Below are 17,667 nucleotides of genomic sequence, written 5' to 3' on the forward strand. Positions count from 1 at the left end.
AGAGGGGTCTAAAGTCTCGCGAATCTATCCTCAACCGGCGTCGCGAACCCTGGCCAACGCGACCGACAGCTTGTCCTGTGCATCGCGGTATTCGGCGAGCTTTTCACGCTCGGCATCGACGATCTCGGCCGGCGCGCTGGCCACGAACCTCTCGTTCGACAGTTTCTTGTGCAGGCGTGCGATCTCCTCGGTCACCTTGGCCAGTTCCTTCTGCAACCGTGCAGCCTCGGCGGCGAGGTCGATCAGGCTGCCAAGCGGCAGGCAGATCGTCGCCTCGTTGAGCACGATCTGCGCCGAACCCTTGGGCGCGACATCGGCAAGCGAGATGTCGCCGACCCGCGCCAGCCGCTTGATCGCCGAATCCTCGCGAACGAGGCGCTCGCGTGTCACATCGTTGGCGCCGACCACGACGAGCGGTGCGATGGCTGCCGGCGGCACGTTCATCTCCGAACGCACGGAGCGGATGCCGGAGACGAGGTCGACCAGCCAATTGATGTCGGCTGCAGCCTCGGCGTCTTCGAAGTCCGGTGACGGCCACGTGGCATGGCACAGCAGCGAGGGGCGTTGCTTGCCTTCGCCAGCGGTCTGCGCCCACAGTTCCTCGGTCATGAACGGCATCATCGGATGCAGCAGCTTGTAGATCTCGTCGAGCACGAAGGCGACGCAGGCTCGGCTTTCGGCTTTGGCCGCCTCGTCGGTTCCCATGAACACCGGCTTCAGCAGTTCCAGGTACCAGTCGCAGAACAGGTTCCAGACGAAGCGGTAGGCGGCACCCGCCGCCTCGTTGAAGCGGTATGAGGTGATGCCGTCCGTGATCTCGCGCGCCGCCCGCGTCAGCTCGGTGAGGATCCAGCGGTTGACCGCCAGCTTGGCGTCGTTCAGCCAGAAATCGTCATTGCGCGCGACCTCGTTCATCTCGGCAAAACGCGTCGCGTTCCACAGCTTGGTGCCGAAATTGCGATAGCCGGCGATGCGCGCCGGATCGAGCTTCACGTCGCGGCCCTGCGCCGCCATCACCGTCAGCGTGAAGCGCAGCGCATCGGCGCCGTATTCGTCGATAAGGTCGAGCGGGTCGATGACGTTGCCTTTCGACTTCGACATCTTGGCGCCGTTCTTGTCGCGCACCAGCGCATGGACATAGACGGTGTGGAACGGCTCCTCGTCCATGAAGTGCAGGCCCATCATCATCATGCGGGCGACCCAGAAGAAGATGATATCGAAGCCGGTCACCAGCACGTCGGTCTGGTAGTAGGTCTTCAGCTCGGGAGTCTCGTCCGGCCAACCCAGCGTCGAGAACGGCCACAGCGCCGACGAGAACCAGGTGTCCAGCACGTCCTCGTCACGGGTCAGGATCTCGCCCGGCTTGAAGTTCTCCAGCTTGTCCTCGACCCAGGCCTTCCACGGTCCTTCCAGCGCCAGATAGAATTCGATCGCGGCGCTCAGCGCCTCTTCCTCGGTCTTTTCGACGAAGACGCGCCCGTCGGGCCCGTACCAGGCCGGAATCTGATGACCCCACCAGAGCTGGCGCGAGATGCACCAGGGCTGGATGTTCTCCATCCAGTCGAAATAGGTCTTTTCCCAGTTCTTCGGCACGAAGTTCGTGCGACCTTCGCGCACTGAAGCGATCGCCGGTTTGGCCAGTTCCGCCGCATTGGCATACCATTGCTCGGTCAGGAACGGCTCGATCGGCACGCCTCCGCGATCGCCATGCGGCACCGCGTGGCGATGCGGCTCGACCTTTTCGAGGAAGCCGCCCTCTTCCATCAGCTCGACGATCTTCTTGCGCGCGACGAAGCGATCGAGGCCGTCGAGTTCGTCCCAGACCGCCTGGCGCTCCGGCGTCACCTCGAGGCCGGCGAGAAAATCTTCATTATCCCTAAGGCTTACCGCCGCCTCCGTGGTCAGGATATTGATCGCCGGCAGCTTGTGGCGCTTGCCGACCTCGAAATCGTTGAAGTCGTGCGCCGGCGTGATCTTGACCGCGCCCGAACCTTTTTCCGGATCGGAATACTCATCCGCCACCACGGGAATCCTGCGGCCAACGATCGGCAGGACGATGTTCTTGCCGACCAGATGCCGGAAGCGCTCGTCGTCGGGATGCACCGCGACGGCCGTATCGCCCAGCATCGTCTCCGGGCGCGTCGTCGCCACGGCGATGAAGGTTTTCGGGTTTTCCGGGTCGAAGACCTTGCCTTCGACGGGGTAGCGGAAGTGCCAGAGATTGCCATTGACCTCCTGCTGCTCGACCTCGAGATCGGAGATCGCGGTGAGCAGCTTGGGGTCCCAGTTCACAAGACGCTTGTCCTTGTAGATCAGCCCTTCCTTGTAGAGCGTGACGAACACTTCGAGCACCGCCTTGGACAGGCCTTCGTCCATGGTGAAGCGTTCGCGTGACCAGTCGGCCGAGGCGCCGAGCCGCTTCAGCTGGTTGAAGATGGCACCGCCGGATTCGGCCTTCCACTCCCACACTTTCTCGATGAACTGTTCGCGGGTCAGGTCGCGGCGATGGATCTGCTTTTCCATCAGCTGCCGCTCGACCACCATCTGCGTGGCAATGCCGGCATGGTCCATGCCCGGCTGCCACAAGACGTTCTTGCCGCGCATGCGCTCGAAGCGCACCAATATATCCTGCAGCGTGTTGTTGAGCGCGTGTCCCATATGCAGCGAGCCGGTGACGTTCGGCGGCGGGATGACGATGGTGAAGGCCTCCGCCCCCTCCTCGGCCCCGGCACCGGCGCGAAACGCGTCGGCCTCTTCCCAGACTTTGGCGATCTTCGGCTCGACGGTTTTGGCGTCGTAGGTCTTTTCAAGCATGGGAAAATGGTCCGCGCTGTCGGGAGTTTTGCTGGTCCGGTGTAAATCGGAAGGTTTTGGCCAAGTCAACCGCAAGGGCAGTCTCGGACCCTCACAAGCAGATAGGCGCGGCCTCAGTCATTTCAACGCAAAGCGATCCGTCGTCCTGCCGACAACGACTTCACCAAAAGAAACGGCGCCACGAAGGCGCCGTTTCCTCTGGGCAATCGGCATGGGGAACTACTGCGCCCCGCGCGCCACGCGCTCGATCTCCTCGCGCACCAGCCTTTCGACCAGTGTCGGCAGATTGTTGTCGAGCCAATCCTGCAGCATCGGCCGCAGCATCTCTTCGGCCATCTCGTCGAATGTCTTCTTGCTGCGGCTGGCAAATGCGTCGGAAAGCTCGCCAAAGGCAGCCGCGACCTGACGGCCGGTGTGCTCGGAAACGATCGCCGGACGCGGCGCGTCGCTGGCCGCCACCGGCCGCACCACGCTTGCATCCGGACGAGACGGCTCGGTAGCCGGTTTCGCGGTCGGTTCATCCCCTGGAGCCTCCATCGACGGCTGGGCAGCTGTCTTGCGGGCTTCGCTCCGGTCTGGCACCGCCGCCCTCGCCTGCTCGCCAACCGCGGCGATCTCGCGACGCCAATCGGCGATGGAAGCGTCGGCGACAGGACGCGATATTGGCGCTTCAGCCGTGATTGGCTCCGCTGCAACGCGGGCGCTGACCTCGGCGAGTGTCATCGATGGCCTTGCCGGGCTGGGATCGGGGCGCACCGGCGTTTCCATGCGCGCCACCACCGGCTCGGCCGGCGGCAGCTGTGACTGGACTTCCGCCAGCGTGACAGGCTTCCTGCCCTCGGGGGCGGCATGCAGGTCGGCACGAAAAGCTTCCACGTCGGGGGCTGCATAGGCGCTCGACGCGCGCTCCAGATCCTGGCTCAGCTCATCGGCGTCGCCCGGCTGCTTGCGGCCGCCGTCGCTGTCCTCGATGATCCGCCTGATGGAAGCCAGTATCTCTTCCATGGAAGGTTCGCGCTGTGCGCTGCTTGCCGTTGCCATCGTCACATCCGCCGCCCTTGTGACCCCTGTTGGGTTTTCCGCTCCGGCAGAGCCGGATCGAATCATGGCCACAGCGTAACCGACGGATCGCCGCACGAGAATCCCCAATCTGGGGACTTGTGGGATTTCAACAGATTAGCGCCATCTGAACCCGAGAGCCGCAGCGCGAAAGATCCTGCTCAAGCAGGGAACACGGCCAGTTTAGGCCGAACGCCTCAGCGGCCGTCCGGCGTGCGCAGTCCGTACCACTTGTCCTTGACCGCGTTGTAGTGCTCTTCAGGCTTGTATTTCGCTACCTGCAAGCCAAGGCGGTCGACGGACAGACGGCCGGTCGCCTGCAGGATGGCGTAGCTCGCCACCACCACATCGTGTTCGTAACCGGCCTGGTTGATCTGGGCGGTGATGACCGTCGCCTGCGCATTGAGGACGTCGAGCGTGGTGCGCTGGCCGACATTGCGCTCTTCGATGACACCGTTCAGTGCCAGCTTCGCGGCTTCGATCACTTGCCTGTTGGCCGTCAGCTGCTGCTGCGCGGCGGTGTACTCGGTCCAGGCGGCGGTGACGGCCTGGCGCACCTGGTCGCGGCTGACATCGACCTGGATGCGGGCCTGGCTGAGCGATTCCTTGTCCTGGCGCACGATCGCCGAGGTGCGGCCACCCGAATAGATCGGGATGGTCAGCGTTGCCCCGACACTGGCCGAATTGGTCGTGCCATCCTGCGAACCGACACCCGGCAAAGGCGAGGTATTGCGATAGGCGCTCGAAACGCCGGCGGAAGCCGACAGCTGCGGCAACAGCGCGCCTTCGGCCGACTTCACCGAAAACGCGGCGGCGTCGACCAGATGCTGCGTGGCAAGGATGGCCGGATGCTCGTTCGAGGCCACCCCGACGGCGGCGGCGAGGCTCGACGGCAACAGCTTTGCCACCGGCGAAGCGCCCTTGAGCTTGCCCGGCTCGTCGCCGACGATCTGGCGATAGAGCGCCGCACTTGCCAGCGCCTGCGCCCGGGCAGCACTCAGCGATGCCACGGCGGCGGCGCGTGAGGCGTCGGCCTGGGCGACATCGGTGCGTGTGCCTTCACCAACTTCGAAACGCGAACGCGCCGCGCGCGCCGTCTCGGTCAGGAACTGCAGGTTCTGCTCGGTCAGCACGGCGACCTGCCGGTCGCGAATGACGTTCATATACGCTTGCGCCGCGCTGAACAGGATGCCCTCTTCAGTGTTGCGCAGGCTTTCGACCGAGGCCCGGACCTGCGCTTCAGCGGCAGCAACATTGTTCCTGGTCTGAAAGCCGTCGAACAGCGTCTGGTCGATCTGAACGCCAAAATTGCCGGTGGTCAGCCGCACGCTTGAATTGGTGCCGTTGAGATGGCTGCTCGAATAATCGATATCCGCCGAGCCGGTGACAACCGGGCGGTAGCCCGACTTGGCGATGGCGACACCCTCATCGGTGACGCGAACGCCGGCACGGGCCGAATTCAGTGAAGAATTGTACTGGTAGGCCTTTGCAAGCGCGCCGGAGATGGTTTCGGCTGAAGCGGCCAGTGGGGACAGCATGGTCGCCGAAACGAGGACGGCGGTGAAAAGTGACTTGCGTAAAGACGGCACGGTTAAACCCTCATTCGTTTTCCATGGGAACCGCGCCGCGCCTGCTTCTCTCATAGATCAGCCGGCGCCGCGTGTTCGTGTTCCCTGCTGCTCACCCCCAAAGTGCCCCCAGTTTGGCATCAGCAGCGATCGTTCAAATGCAAGCGACCATGACAAAGCCTCTGCTGCAAGGCCAAATCATTCAGAATTCGAAAGCACGAATGCGTTCAAACCCCGGTAGTGGCTTAATTGCCGCATTAAATGCACGTCTTCCGGTTACAACCCCCCCGGCCTTGAAAAAGAGACGGGCCACGCCGGAATTGCCCTGCCCTTCGACGGCGACGAGTCGGCCGCCTTCGGCAAGCTGGTCGAGCAACGGGGCCGGCACTTCCGCGACACTGCCACCGATAAAGATAACATCATAAGGCGCCTTGGCGGCATGCCCCTGCGGCAACGCGCCCTGGACGACGGTCACATTGCCGCAGCCAAGCGACGAAAGCGTCGATCTGGCGGTTTCCGCCAGCGCCGAATCGTTTTCGAGCGCCACTACGGACCCGGCCAGCCGCGACAGGATGGCCGAGGCGTAGCCCGTTCCGCAACCGACATCGAGCACCGAATCGGTCGGGTTGATCTCGGCCAGCTGGATAAGCTTGGCCAACGGCGACGCTTCCATCAGGTAGCGCGAACCGTCCGCGCCGGCTGCAATGCGGATGTCCTCGTCGATATAGGCGAGATCGCGCTGGGCGGCGCCGACAAACATCTCTCTTGGGACGACAAGCATTGCATCGAGCAGCGGCGCGCTGGTCACATCTGTGGTGCGGACCTGGCCGTCGACCATCTTGACGCGTAGTTCGGAGAAATCAGCGCTCATGTCCCAACCAGTCCGCTTGCCGCGCCAGAACCGCGGTCCATTGTGTCAGGAACTTCAGGCCCCTGCGCTGCCGCGCGGGGGCCCGGGCATTGGAGGCCTCGCCCGGAATCGAACCGGGGTGCAAGGATTTGCAGTCCTCTGCGTAACCACTCCGCCACGAGGCCTCATTGCTCCCGGCGTTCCACCCGGTTCCAATAGGTTGCGGCGAAAATGCCGTCAAGCGGCCACCTTGCATTCCGAACGGTTTCCTCGCGTCAGTCCGGACGGCGTCCGGCAAATCATCGGACCGCTTTATTAGCGGACAGTTAAGCATAGCCTGATGGGAGAAGAAACGCATCCTGTCGCCGCATGACAGGGCAAGGCTTGCCTCGGCCGCGGCTGTTCTCAAGCAGATCCGTGAGGCACTGGAAGAGCACGCCGCCCACTGAAACACCACCTTGCGCTATCGGCGGTCAATCGGGCCGGCGACGCCGTTCCCACCAGACGACAAAGCGACGCCGGTGACGGCGAACCATGGCGAATTCATAGGACAGCACCAGCAATCCGAGCGGAACCATCCAGAAGCCGAGGATCGGCAGGAAACCGAGGATGCCACCGATGGTCAGCAGGATGCCGATCGTGATTCTGAGCCCGCGCGAGCGCGGCATTTTGAACTCGCGCCCGAAAACGGAGATTTTGCGCGCCGGCATCTGGTTGTCTTGTGCTGTCATCGTCTCGAAAGATTGACCCGTTTCGATCGTTCGCAAGCATGCTCAAACCAAAGACGCCGCCGCGCTTTCGGTTCCATATCCCTGCCAGGACGGCTAATATGAGGGCATCCTTCGACGATTGCGAGAAAGGCCTGCGCGAAAAAGCCTCGGAAAAATGTGAAAAGCTTCTTTGCAAAGCCGAAAAGGGCAGCTATAGGCTGCGCCACTCACATAAGAGCCTCCGTTCCCCGGTAGCTCAGTGGTAGAGCAACCGGCTGTTAACCGGTTGGTCGCTGGTTCGAATCCGGCCCGGGGAGCCAAATTCTTCAAAGGCTTAGCGAAGTTCCGATCGCTTTAATCTGACTCCCTCCTGACTTGGGGCAACGCCAGGGGCAACATCTACCCTGTGACTAATTACGATGGGCTCATTGAACTCCTGAAGTTTTGCGCGCGAAAATCCTGCGCCCAGCAAACTGGAGTGATTCGACAAAATGGGGTTCGAGGTAATGGAAGACCTGTCCAAGGTCGCCAATGGCCTCGCCCTGCTCGCCCCGGGGCACCCAGTCTCACACTGAGGCCCTACTCTCCTACGCGGTAGTTATTGTCATCTATTATGCGGTAGCCCTGCCGTTCTTCGCCTTGATCGTTCACGATTTAGGACGCGGGCGATTGTATGGGGTGCGAACCATTTTTGGGAATATGCCGGCTATCGTGGTCCTGAAGTCAGAGGAATCTGGTTTTCAAGGATCCTATTTGCTTAACCCTAGCGCGGTTCGTCGATGCCTGTCATTTGGCGTCAATTGGGTACTTGAGCCAGTTTTGGGGACCGAACTGCCACCCGGCGCGGGACGCTGAATCCCAGGCACACTGGCGGTATATAACGATGACATCCAGATCATAATGAAAGTCCCTCCCGGGAATCATTCGATTGGGGCGATAAGTCTCACCGGTCAGGCTGCTACTTCGGAAGCGCTTGCTAACGGAGCTTTCTTCCCGAATGGCGCATATGGCGAACGGAGGCTGAGGTCGGAGCCGGAACCCCTATCGTAGAAATGGCATGGAAAAGCCCGTCATCGTGAGGCAGCGGGTTCTGCCTGCGCCTTGCTTTCGGTCCAGTTCCTGCGACTATCGGCCAAGTCCGGGCGACACGCTATCTGCTTGGCAATGTGCTAAAATAATTCAGAGATCTTGGGGGAGATCAATGTCGCGGGCTATTATCTCGACGAGTGCGCTATTGGCGCTTAGCCTTTGGGCAGCCCCGACTTCGGCAGGCCAATCTTTCTCATGCTCGTTCGGTGAGCCGGCCTGCCTGGATTATGGCGCTGTCGTCTGCAACAGCAACGCTACCTGTGTCCGTAAGGATTCGGTCTGCTTCGATTCTTACACATGCGATTACAAAGGATTTGTCTGCAAATCAAAGCTCGACGACGTGGTCGATACCTACGATGCAGAGGTCAGAAAATACAACGATCTCGTCGATAAGTTCAATTCGCTGAACTCGACCTATGAAGACGCGCAGACTGAGAAGGCATCGGCCTTGTCCGACCTAGAAGAAGCTCAAACCAAGGCCCGGCGTGTGTCTGACTGCGTCTCCAGCGCTGGCAGCATCGAGAGCGCGAAGGCCTGCCTCTGATTGGCACGCGACCCGTTGCAACTTTCTAGGAGAACACTGATGATGTCCAAAAAAGCAATCTTGCTCCCTTTGATACTTCTCGTTGGTTGTACCGGCGCAGATGGGGAGAGATATCTCGGCAGGCCCGGTTCTCCCGCGTGGTTCGCGACTGCCTCGGTGAACACCCAAGTCCAATATTTTTCCAAACGATGCCAAGCTTACGGTTTCAAGCCAGGCACGCCCGAAATAGCGCAGTGCATCCAGAATGAATCTGGCTCTACACGACAGGCCGCAGCTATACGATCCGCATCCGTCAATGCTGAGATTGCCCAGTCTAACGCCGAGATGGCAGCTCAGGCGGCTGCAAATCGGCCAAGGAGCACGACATGCAATCGGTTCGGCAACACCGTCAATTGTACAACGTTCTAGGATCTGTTGACTCGCCACCGTGAGGAGCGGGCTAACCGCAGGCAGCAGGTTGATCCTCAACTTGACCTGGCGCCGCTATGCAGCGCGCTTCGATCACGGAGATCCCATCAGGATTTCATCTCTTGTCGCCGTTCGGATTGGGCGCCGGTGCCTCTCGCACGTCTCGTGGTGGCGGGTCGACATGTTCAAGCTCTGGCGGGGCTTCTTTGTCCCGACGTCGGACAGGTAGCTTCTCCGGTTCGGGCTTCGACGGTGGTTCTTTGATCTTGCTCGGCATAATCGAGTTAACCGCACTGCCGGTCCCTTGTTCCCGCAACAAGCCGAAAACCTGAATGGGGGAACCGGGAGCGCCAAAAAGCGTTTTCTCGCATGCTCAAGAAGATCGCCCTTGCCGCCGTGCTGGTCCAGGTTGCCGCGGTTTCGGCTCTCATCACTCAGACGGTCCTCTTCGCGTCCACGGCCACACAGGCCGCCAACGCGCAGCCCGGCGACGCAGTCGCTGTCACTGCCGACAAGGAACCGGACAAGGCGGCGCAGCCTGCTGGTGCCGACCAATGCCCAACCCGGCTTGTGACGAGCAAGATTTTCACGAGCAACTCAATTACGGCGCAACGATAGTTCGCCATCGATGCCGGCCATCCGTCGATCCCCCCAATTTAAGTCAGGGCAATGTGCTTGAAAGCGCAATGATTCCTGTTACTTGCGGCATGGGGCGAGTGCGTTTGGGTTGGGCAAGAATTGGTATGATTTCATCGAATATGGAATGCCCGCGCTGTCATGGCAGCGGCAGGGTTTTCGACTGCTCCAAATGGTATGCGTCAAACGGGCACTGCTGCCCGCAGGGAACCCATCGGGGTGGCTGCCCCGGAAAGACGGGTGCCTGCACGGAATGCGACGGCCTAGGGACAATGGCGGAGCCTCCGCTGAGGGCCGTGGCATAATCTGCGAGAGTGTCGCATGCCGCTGATGGCGACGCGGACGCGCCCGCCAAAAAACCGTACTAACGGCTCGAAACAACAACCGCCCGCCAAAGGTGAGCTGGCAGGGCAGCTCACCTAGTAGCGATGCGGAAACGACGACCATGCAGCCGGACCATCCTGATGGGGCCGCCCCTTATCAAGGCTAAGCGGTTACCCCACCACGACCTGACCTTGTGCCGTCCATCCAAGGGAATTGGGCAAGCGGGTCCTGCAAGATTTTGACGGATCTTGCGAAGCCGGCGACGGCATCGCGCGCCACTGTCAGCGGAACCTGGCCGTCGTGAGCACGCTGGCAAGCTCGAAAGGCCGTTTCGAAAATCGGACCCCGCCGCTCCCTTGGCCACTCGTCAAAGAAGTCGAACGCATCGTCGAGGCACCCTATTTCTTGAATGAACTCGCCATTCTTGACAAGAACCGGTCGGTCGAACGTCCTGTCACTCATGTAATCCTCCATTCCGCACCTGGGTTGTTGTTGGTTCGGGTCATCATGCGATTGCATGCTCCGGCTCGGCCAACATGCCGCCGCCTCCACGCCCGGGCGGTACCGTCGCAAAGGCCGGGATTGGCGGCGGATCATCATCGTCATCTCGCCAGGGGCGCCGCATCCAACCGAGCCGGCTCTTCTTGCGGCGCCGGTCGAAAGACAGGCTGACGGTTCCCGACTCCTTTGAAACACGCGGTTCCCGCCCGGTTTCGTCCAGAAGGCGGAGGGCGCGAAGTATGTCGCTGACTTCCACGATGGCGCCGTTGTCCAATTGCCGCAACGCGGGATTGTCAGGAACCGCATGAACGTCGGAAGCCCAGAAAGCGAGCAAAGCCCGCTTTGCACCGATCGTCATCGTCTCCTCGTTCAGCACATCATCCGGCGTCCGCAATCCGGCGGATTCCGCGGCAAGATTTTTCGGTTCAGGTTGGTGAAAACTGTAAGTGTCGGTTCTCATCTCCATTCTCCGCGATCTGTGCCTCCCGGCCGAACCGGGAGGCGGACCGTAGATTTAGGTCCAGGGAATCAGGCGACCTCGCGTTGAGGCTCCGCATCCGAGTCGATCAACTGCTTCTTGCCGGGTTGCTCGAGCGAAACCGCTTTGGCTTCGGACCCTATCTCAATGCGCCGAGGCTTGAGTTCCTCGGGCACTTCGCGGACCAGGTCCACTGACAGCAAGCCATTCTCGAGGTTGGCCGCCTTGACCTTTACGTGGTCGGCAAGTTTGAACACCTGCTTGAAGTTGCCCGTCGCCAAGCCGCGATGAAGGACCTCCCGATTTTCCTGGTCGGGTTTCCTTTGGCCGACGACAGACAATTCGGGGCCGTTCTGCATGAGTTCGACCTCATCGAGAGCGAAGCCGGCGATAGCCATCGTAATGCGATAGTCGTTCTCGCCGGTCTTCTCGATATTGTAGGGAGGCCAGTCGGAGCGTACGCTTTTTTCGAGCATATCGAAGAGACGGTCGAAGCCGACCGTTGTGCGGTAAAGAGGGGTATAATCAGAGCTTCTCATAGCCATATCCTCCGTGAAGCAACATGGATTACGAGGCTGTCGCAGCGTCGCTGCGACGCCAGTATGTCGAGCCGAAGCCTCGACGGAAAACGATCTGGTAATCGTGTTTTTTTCCTTCAAGAGGGGCGACAAAAATATTTTTGGCCGGCAGGCAGGTGCCCAAGGCGCTGCCTTGCGTGCTGGTGGCCACTGCGCGATGTTGACGCCAGGGGTGGATGCGAATCATGCGAAAAATTTTGATGTCCGGACTGCTGCTCGCGGCAGCCTTTTCCGCGAACCCGGCCCACGCGCTGGACAGTAGCGGCACGCCTGTCGTCGTGACCCCTCTTGCGTCGCGCACGACGACCGCGTCCGGCCAACCGATCACGCTGCCGCAGAAGAACGTGCAGGTGCTGGTCTCGACCTACGACATCGCGCCGGGCGCGACCTTGCCGGTCCACAGGCACCCTTTCCCGCGCTATGCCTATGTCCAGGCCGGCACGCTGAAGGTCACCAATGTCGAGACCGGCGACAGCAACACCTACAAGGCCGGCGATTTCATCATCGAAATGATCGGCCAGTGGCATCAGGCCACCAATATCGGTGATATCGAGGTGAAGCTTCTGGTGATCGATCAGGTCGAGCAAGGCGCCAAGAACACGGAATTGCGCCAATAACCGCGAAATCCGTGCCCGGCGCGAAAGTCTGTTCGCGCTTTCGCAGCAACCGGCGCGGTGGTAGGGCTGGCCGGGAATCATGGAATGGATCGCCCCTTGACCAAAGCTCTCCGCCTGCCGCTGATCGAAATCTGTGTCGAAGGCATTGACGGCCTTCTCGCGGCGCAAGCCGTCGGCGCCGACCGGGTCGAACTGTGCGCCAGCCTCGTCGAAGGCGGGATTACGCCAAGCCTCGGCACGATCCGCGCCGCCATCGAGCAGGCAAACGTGCCGTTTCACGTCATGGTGCGGCCGCGCGGCGGCGATTTTCTCTACAGTGAGACCGAATATGCCTCGATGCTGGCAGATGTCTCGGCACTGCGCGAACTCGGCGTGCCCGGCGTGGTGTTTGGCTGCCTGAACGCCGATGGCACCATGGACGAGGCGCGCATGAGCGAACTGACGCAGGCCGCCGGCCCCTTGAACGTCACCTGCCATCGCGCCTTCGACATGACGCGCGAGCCGGCCGAGGCGCTCGAATCGCTGATCCGCAGCAAGGTCGGCCGCGTGCTGACCAGCGGCCAGCGTGACACTGCCATCGAAGGCTTGCCGCTGTTGGCGGATCTGGTGCGGCAGGCCGGCGACCGCATCGTCATCCTCGGCTGCGGCGGACTGGATTTGCACAACATTGCCGAAGTGCGCAGCAAAACCGGCCTGTCCGAAATGCATTTTGCCGCCCTCAAGGATGTGCCGAGTGCCATGGACTACCGCAATCCCCATGTCGGCATGGGTGGCTCCGATCTCGATCGCGAGTATCGCAACACGCTGACCGACACACCGCTGGTAGCGGCAACGATCGCGGCAGCCAAGGCATGACCTCGAGCCCTGCCCCGATAGCCCGTGTATCGGCCCAAGACGAAGCGGCGATCCTGGCGCTCAACAACGAGCATGCCGCGGAACTGTCGTGGCTGGAGGCTGAGCGGCTGGCCTTCCTGCTTGGCGAAGCATTTTACACCAGGCGCATCGGCGATCTCGAAGCTTTCATCATGACCTTCGACCAGGACGCCCGCTACGACAGCCCGAATTTCCTGTGGTTCCGCGAGCGCCATGAGCGCTTCGTCTATGTCGACCGGGTCGTCGTGGCGGCGCACGCACGCGGCCGCGGCCACGCCCGCCGGCTCTATCAGGACCTGTTCGGCCATGTTGAGCGCGCTGGCCACACGCTGGTCACCTGCGAAGTCAACACCGCCCCGCCGAACCCCGCCTCGGATGCCTTTCACGCTGCGCTCGGCTTCGTCGAGGCCGGCGACGCCGTCATCCATGGCGGCAAGAAAGCGGTGCGCTATTACGCCAGGCAGATCAGCGCCTGACAGACCAGGCAGATCTGCGCACGAAGACGAGGACTACTGGAACAGGGCTGTCGCACTCACCAGCGTCATCCAGAACCCCCAGACCAACGGGATGCCGACCAGCAGCCAGGCCAGCGTGAGTCTGATCGAATTCTCGTTGTCTTGCGCCATGGTCGGTCTCCTCAGAGCTGATCCCGAAAGTGGATTCCGATTTTCGGAAAAGATCATGCTCAAACAATAAGATAGAGCCCATCCCGATTCTGTCGGGATGGAACTGACTCTAAGCCACCGCTGGTTCGGTCTTCATGTGGAAGCGCGCATTGACGGGCCGCATCATCAGGTTGAGCAGGAGGCCGACAACCAGCAGGCCGGCCATGATGTACATGGTGACCGTGTAGGCGTCGGCCTTCGCAACGCCGCTGTCGATCTGGTACTGCCGGATATAATTCACCAGCACCGGGCCAAGCACGCCCGCCACCGACCACGCGGTCAGCAATCGGCCATGGATGGCGCCGACGTAACGCACGCCGAAGACGTCGCGCAGGTAAGCGGGAATGGTGGCGAAGCCGCCGCCATACATGCTGAGGATGATCCCGTAGAACAGCACGAACAGGAAAACGCTGCCGGTCTGGCCGGTCCACGGCACCGCCGCATAGAGGACGACGCCCAGCGCGAAGAAGATGGCATAAGTTGTCTTGCGGCCGATATAATCGCTGGTCGAGGCCCAGAAGAAGCGGCCGAGCATGTTGAAGATCGACAGCAGGCCGACGAAGCCGGCGGCAGCGGCAGGCGTGATGCGTCCCGGAAACATCTCCTGGCTCATCGCCGAGGCCTGGCCGAGCACGCCGATCCCTGCCGTCACATTAAGGCACAGCACGCCCCACAGCAGCCAGAACTGCGGCGTCTTCAACGCATCGTCGAGATGGACATTGGACGTCGTCACCATCGCATTCTGTGCCGCCGGCGGCGTCCATCCGGCAGGCCTCCAGCCCTCCGGCGGCACCCTGACGATAACGGCGCCGATCAGCATGAAGACGAAATAGACGATGCCCAGCACCAGGAAGGTTTCGGCGACGCCGATGTGCTCAGGCGTCGAAAACAGCTTCATCAGATAAACCGACAGCGGCGAGGCGATGAAGGCGCCGCCGCCGAAGCCCATGATCGCCATGCCGGTTGCCATGCCCGGCCGGTCCGGAAACCAGGTGATCAGCGTCTTGACCGGCGAGATATAGCCGAGGCCGAGACCGATGCCGCCCAGCACGCCGTAGCCGAGATAGATGATCCACAATTGGTGCAGATAGACGCCGAGCGCCGAGACAATGAAGCCGCCGCCGAAACAACAGGCAGAAGCGACCATGGCTTTGCGCGGACCGACGCGATCCAGCCAGCCGCCGCCGAACGCCGCCGCAATGCCCAGGAACAGGATCGCGATCGAGAAAATCCAGCCGAGGCCGGTCAATTTCCAGTCGTCGGGCGCCGAGTCGGTGATGCCGATCAGCTTAGACATCGGCAAGTTGAAAACGCTGAACGCATAGGCCTGGCCGATGCAAAGGTGGATGCAGAGCGCCGCCGGCGGCACCATCCACCTGCTGAAGCCAGGCTCGGCGACGGTGCGTGAGCGGTCGAGCCAGCCGCCCGCCCTTTCCCCGGTCGTATCCATTCCATCCTCCCAGATGCGTCTTCGAACCATCTTCTCAGATGTGTCCTGCGAACAAACTAGGCGGGTAAGCCGGCGAGGCAATAAGGAATGCCTGCCATAAGACCAATGTCTAATGAGACTGGCCCAGATCGGAAAGCAGGTCATTGCTTTCCCGAAAGTTAGATTAGAAACAATTAATGGATCGTCTGCTTACGAAGCACGATCCCTCCACCTGCACTCACGATCATCTGGCCGGGCACGACGGCATTCACCAGTTGCGGTTGAGCCATTCGCGCGCCGGGCGCTCTATGAGGTAGTAGCTGCAGGCCGCGCAAGCGAAGACCGCGGCCAGCATCGGTATCGGCGCGCTGCCTTGCTCATAGACGAATTTGTAGAACGGCTGCTGCCATAAATAGAGCGAGTACGACCACAGCCCCAGCGTCGCCATCGGCCAGGACGACAGCAATCCGGAAAAATACCGTGGGCTGAAATCGAGTGCGTTGACGGCCAGAGCCAGCAGCGGCACCGCGAAGAGATAGTGCATCGGCGTCGGCACCCGATCCAGGAACAGGACAACGGCACAGACCGTTGCCACCAGGGCCACATGCTTGCCTCTCAAAAACGCCGGCAGCCTGCCGTCGGCCTTGAGCAGGCAGATCGAAGCCGACAGGAGGATCGACGCGATGTGCACATCCGTGCGCCAATAAGTGGTTTCGTAGTCCATCCCCAAGACCCAGTACGAAACCGCGCCATTGGCCATGGCCAGCAAGGCCAGCGCCAGGAGCAGCACGACCACGCGAGAGCGACTTGAGACGATGACGCTGATCAGCGCCAGGATGATGTAGGCGTGCTCCTCGATGCAGAGCGACCAGATATGGTCGAGCGCCCCTGCCCGAGCCACGAGAATGCCGGCATAATTGTAGGTGAATGTCAGCGCCGTCAGCGCGGCCTTCCATTTGAAGGCGAGGAACGTGCCGGAGAGCGCGATCATCGCGACGACTACGAAGACCAGAAGAGCCGGATAGATGCGGGAGAAGCGGCGTTTGAAGAATTTTTTCAGCGGGTAGCGTTCGATGAACAGGATCTCGCCCATCAGCCGGCCGCTGAGCACGAAGAAGAATTCGACGCCCAGCACGCCAAGATTGATTCCCGGAACCGGAAAGAAATGGCCGATCAGAACCAGCGCGATCGAAAGCCCGCGCCAGCCGTCGAGATAGGCCAGTCTTGTTCTGGTTGATCTGTCGGCGGCGGATCGGGACGGAACGACGTGCGTCGCGGAAATGTCGGTCATGCCGATCCTCTCGCAATAGGTATGCGAAGGGTACGACGGTACATTTCGAACCCAGCTCGCATTCCCGCCCAGTCCATATTGCAGTGCAATATGAATTTGTGCAAGTGCGAGATTGCTGCCGGATCAGGTCCGGCCTCCGGCTCGGCGGGGATTTGCTTCAAGCAGTGCGGCAGCGATTCCATCAGCAACTGAACGGATGCAGGCCGCCGCACGAGAAAAGGGGCCACGGAGGCCCCCTTTCCTTGTCTGCGACCGATCGTATTAGAAACTGTTTCGAAACTCGCCCTGGCGAGTCATATGGTGGTGGTTTCGAGAACCGGAGCGGAGCGTACTTTTGGTACGTGAGCACCGGAAGCACAGAAAACGCCATCAGATGGCCGCCGGAGTAGAGTTTCCAAACAGTTTCTCAGGCGTTGGCTGCCGCAACCGCGCGCTTGGCCATCACCGCGATCAGATTGGCGCGATAATCGGCCGAGGCATGGATGTCGGTCATCAGATTCTTCGCCGGCACTTTCACACCTTCCAGTGCCGAGGCCGCGAAATTCTTGGCCAATGCTGCCTCGATCTCCTTCGAGCGGAAGACGCCGTCATCGCCGGCTCCAGTGACGGCGACGCTGACGCCATCCTTGCCCTTGGCAACGAACACGCCGACGATGGCGTAGCGCGATGCCGGATTGCGGAACTTTTCATAGGCCGCCTTGGCCGGCGCGGTGAAGGTGACGGCGGTGACGATCTCGCCTTCCTTCAACGAGGTCTCGAACAGACCCTTGAAGAACTTGTCGGCAGCGATCTCGCGCTTGTTGGTGATAATGGTGGCGCCCAGCGCCAGGAGCGCCGCCGGATAATCGGCCGCCGGGTCGTTGTTGGCGATCGAGCCGCCGATCGTCCCCTTATGGCGCACCGCCGGATCGCCGATCAGTGACGCCAGATGGGCAAGCGCCGGACAGGCCTTCTTCAGCTTCTCGTCATTGGCAACGGCGTGATGCGTGGTGGCGGCGCCGATGGTGACGGTCTTGCCCGACACCTTGACGCCCTGCAGCTCCGCGATCCGCGACAGGTCGACAAGGTCGGACGGCGCGGCAAGCCGCGTCTTCATCGCCGGGATCAGCGTCATACCGCCCGAAAGCAGCTTGGCGTCGCCTGTCTTGACCAGCTTGGCAGCATCGGCGACCGAGGCGGCGCGGTGATAGTTGACTGCGTACATGGAATTCTCCCTTGGGTGAATGGGCGAAT

The 17,667-nt window shown here is 61.3% G+C and carries 16 protein-coding genes and 2 tRNA genes; 6 read left to right on the forward strand and 12 right to left on the reverse strand.

What is annotated here, in order from left to right:
• Positions 1–30: 30 nt before the first annotated feature.
• The 6 genes from LB519_RS27225 to LB519_RS27250 form a co-directional block, all read right to left on the reverse strand.
• Positions 31–2,814, reverse strand: coding sequence for a valine--tRNA ligase (locus LB519_RS27225; protein WP_224621609.1), 2,784 nt, complete (start codon positions 2,812–2,814; stop codon positions 31–33).
• Positions 2,815–3,033: 219 nt separating this feature from the next.
• The gene (locus LB519_RS27230) at positions 3,034–3,855 is read right to left on the reverse strand and encodes a PopZ family protein (protein ID WP_224621611.1); all 822 of its coding nucleotides are present in this window, start codon (positions 3,853–3,855) and stop codon (positions 3,034–3,036) included.
• Positions 3,856–4,070: 215 nt separating this feature from the next.
• Positions 4,071–5,462 carry a TolC family outer membrane protein gene (locus tag LB519_RS27235; protein ID WP_318011960.1) on the reverse strand — a complete coding sequence of 464 codons (1,392 nt, stop codon included), beginning with the start codon at positions 5,460–5,462 and terminating at the stop codon, positions 4,071–4,073.
• Positions 5,463–5,643: 181 nt separating this feature from the next.
• Positions 5,644–6,312, reverse strand: coding sequence for a protein-L-isoaspartate O-methyltransferase family protein (locus tag LB519_RS27240; RefSeq protein ID WP_024503837.1), 669 nt, complete (start codon positions 6,310–6,312; stop codon positions 5,644–5,646).
• A gap of 90 nt (positions 6,313–6,402) precedes the next feature.
• Positions 6,403–6,476 (reverse strand) — tRNA-Cys (locus LB519_RS27245).
• A 288-nt stretch (positions 6,477–6,764) separates the two neighbouring features.
• Complete coding sequence (locus tag LB519_RS27250) at positions 6,765–7,022, reverse strand: hypothetical protein (protein WP_024503836.1); 258 nt, start codon at positions 7,020–7,022, stop codon at positions 6,765–6,767.
• Between the two features lie 224 nt (positions 7,023–7,246).
• Between LB519_RS27250 and LB519_RS27255 the strand changes: the two genes are divergently transcribed.
• The 3 genes from LB519_RS27255 (at position 7,247) to LB519_RS27265 (ending at position 9,660) form a co-directional block, all read left to right on the forward strand.
• Positions 7,247–7,321: transfer RNA gene (locus LB519_RS27255), tRNA-Asn, on the forward strand.
• 881 nt (positions 7,322–8,202) lie between these two features.
• Positions 8,203–8,634: a hypothetical protein gene (locus LB519_RS27260; RefSeq protein ID WP_224621613.1), complete on the forward strand. Its 432-nt coding sequence runs from the start codon at positions 8,203–8,205 to the stop codon at positions 8,632–8,634.
• A gap of 777 nt (positions 8,635–9,411) precedes the next feature.
• Entirely contained in the window at positions 9,412–9,660 is a 249-nt protein-coding gene (locus LB519_RS27265; protein ID WP_224621615.1) for a hypothetical protein, read from the forward strand.
• 504 nt (positions 9,661–10,164) lie between these two features.
• Here LB519_RS27265 and LB519_RS27270 read toward each other — a convergent pair.
• The 3 genes from LB519_RS27270 to LB519_RS27280 all read right to left on the reverse strand — a co-directional run bounded on the left by LB519_RS27270 (position 10,165) and on the right by LB519_RS27280 (position 11,520).
• Complete coding sequence (locus LB519_RS27270; protein ID WP_127367195.1) at positions 10,165–10,464, reverse strand: DUF982 domain-containing protein; 300 nt, start codon at positions 10,462–10,464, stop codon at positions 10,165–10,167.
• Between the two features lie 43 nt (positions 10,465–10,507).
• Positions 10,508–10,969, reverse strand: a complete 462-nt coding sequence (locus tag LB519_RS27275; RefSeq protein ID WP_224621616.1) for a hypothetical protein — start codon at positions 10,967–10,969, stop codon at positions 10,508–10,510.
• A gap of 62 nt (positions 10,970–11,031) precedes the next feature.
• On the reverse strand, positions 11,032–11,520 hold the full coding sequence (locus tag LB519_RS27280; protein ID WP_013531273.1) for an Hsp20 family protein: 489 nt from the start codon (positions 11,518–11,520) through the stop codon (positions 11,032–11,034).
• 224 nt (positions 11,521–11,744) lie between these two features.
• Between LB519_RS27280 and LB519_RS27285 the strand changes: the two genes are divergently transcribed.
• The 3 genes from LB519_RS27285 to LB519_RS27295 all read left to right on the forward strand — a co-directional run bounded on the left by LB519_RS27285 (position 11,745) and on the right by LB519_RS27295 (position 13,525).
• Entirely contained in the window at positions 11,745–12,176 is a 432-nt protein-coding gene (locus LB519_RS27285; protein WP_024503833.1) for a cupin domain-containing protein, read from the forward strand.
• Positions 12,177–12,260: 84 nt separating this feature from the next.
• A complete protein-coding gene (locus LB519_RS27290) occupies positions 12,261–13,031 on the forward strand; it encodes a copper homeostasis protein CutC (protein ID WP_224621617.1) in 771 nt (256 codons plus the stop codon).
• Positions 13,028–13,525, forward strand: a complete 498-nt coding sequence (locus LB519_RS27295; RefSeq protein WP_127369315.1) for a GNAT family N-acetyltransferase — start codon at positions 13,028–13,030, stop codon at positions 13,523–13,525. The genes LB519_RS27290 and LB519_RS27295 overlap by 4 nt, the downstream gene beginning before the upstream one ends.
• A 259-nt stretch (positions 13,526–13,784) precedes the next feature.
• Here LB519_RS27295 and LB519_RS27300 read toward each other — a convergent pair whose 3' ends face one another.
• The 3 genes from LB519_RS27300 to LB519_RS27310 form a co-directional block, all read right to left on the reverse strand.
• Positions 13,785–15,164 carry an OFA family MFS transporter gene (locus LB519_RS27300; RefSeq protein ID WP_013531269.1) on the reverse strand — a complete coding sequence of 460 codons (1,380 nt, stop codon included), beginning with the start codon at positions 15,162–15,164 and terminating at the stop codon, positions 13,785–13,787.
• A gap of 247 nt (positions 15,165–15,411) precedes the next feature.
• Positions 15,412–16,434: an acyltransferase family protein gene (locus tag LB519_RS27305; RefSeq protein ID WP_013531268.1), complete on the reverse strand. Its 1,023-nt coding sequence runs from the start codon at positions 16,432–16,434 to the stop codon at positions 15,412–15,414.
• Between the two features lie 406 nt (positions 16,435–16,840).
• Complete coding sequence (locus tag LB519_RS27310; RefSeq protein ID WP_063172334.1) at positions 16,841–17,638, reverse strand: FAD binding domain-containing protein; 798 nt, start codon at positions 17,636–17,638, stop codon at positions 16,841–16,843.
• Between the last annotated feature and the right edge of the window lie 29 nt (positions 17,639–17,667).

The sequence above is a fragment of the Mesorhizobium sp. AD1-1 genome (genome assembly GCF_020164655.1).
GTDB classification, from domain to species: Bacteria; Pseudomonadota; Alphaproteobacteria; order Rhizobiales; family Rhizobiaceae; genus Mesorhizobium; species Mesorhizobium ciceri.

Excerpts from the sequence above, each read along its gene's own strand:
- LB519_RS27225 (WP_224621609.1), bottom strand. The coding sequence starts at position 2,814 with ATGCTTGAAAAGACCTACGACGCCAAAACCGTCGAGCCGAAGATCGCC.
- LB519_RS27230 (WP_224621611.1), bottom strand. The coding sequence starts at position 3,855 with ATGGCAACGGCAAGCAGCGCACAGCGCGAACCTTCCATGGAAGAGATA.
- LB519_RS27240 (WP_024503837.1), bottom strand. The coding sequence starts at position 6,312 with ATGAGCGCTGATTTCTCCGAACTACGCGTCAAGATGGTCGACGGCCAG.
- LB519_RS27250 (WP_024503836.1), bottom strand. The coding sequence starts at position 7,022 with ATGACAGCACAAGACAACCAGATGCCGGCGCGCAAAATCTCCGTTTTC.
- LB519_RS27260 (WP_224621613.1), top strand. The coding sequence starts at position 8,203 with ATGTCGCGGGCTATTATCTCGACGAGTGCGCTATTGGCGCTTAGCCTT.
- LB519_RS27265 (WP_224621615.1), top strand. The coding sequence starts at position 9,412 with ATGCTCAAGAAGATCGCCCTTGCCGCCGTGCTGGTCCAGGTTGCCGCG.
- LB519_RS27270 (WP_127367195.1), bottom strand. The coding sequence starts at position 10,464 with ATGAGTGACAGGACGTTCGACCGACCGGTTCTTGTCAAGAATGGCGAG.
- LB519_RS27275 (WP_224621616.1), bottom strand. The coding sequence starts at position 10,969 with ATGGAGATGAGAACCGACACTTACAGTTTTCACCAACCTGAACCGAAA.
- LB519_RS27280 (WP_013531273.1), bottom strand. The coding sequence starts at position 11,520 with ATGAGAAGCTCTGATTATACCCCTCTTTACCGCACAACGGTCGGCTTC.
- LB519_RS27285 (WP_024503833.1), top strand. The coding sequence starts at position 11,745 with ATGCGAAAAATTTTGATGTCCGGACTGCTGCTCGCGGCAGCCTTTTCC.
- LB519_RS27290 (WP_224621617.1), top strand. The coding sequence starts at position 12,261 with ATGGATCGCCCCTTGACCAAAGCTCTCCGCCTGCCGCTGATCGAAATC.
- LB519_RS27295 (WP_127369315.1), top strand. The coding sequence starts at position 13,028 with ATGACCTCGAGCCCTGCCCCGATAGCCCGTGTATCGGCCCAAGACGAA.
- LB519_RS27300 (WP_013531269.1), bottom strand. The coding sequence starts at position 15,164 with ATGGATACGACCGGGGAAAGGGCGGGCGGCTGGCTCGACCGCTCACGC.
- LB519_RS27305 (WP_013531268.1), bottom strand. The coding sequence starts at position 16,434 with ATGACCGACATTTCCGCGACGCACGTCGTTCCGTCCCGATCCGCCGCC.
- LB519_RS27310 (WP_063172334.1), bottom strand. The coding sequence starts at position 17,638 with ATGTACGCAGTCAACTATCACCGCGCCGCCTCGGTCGCCGATGCTGCC.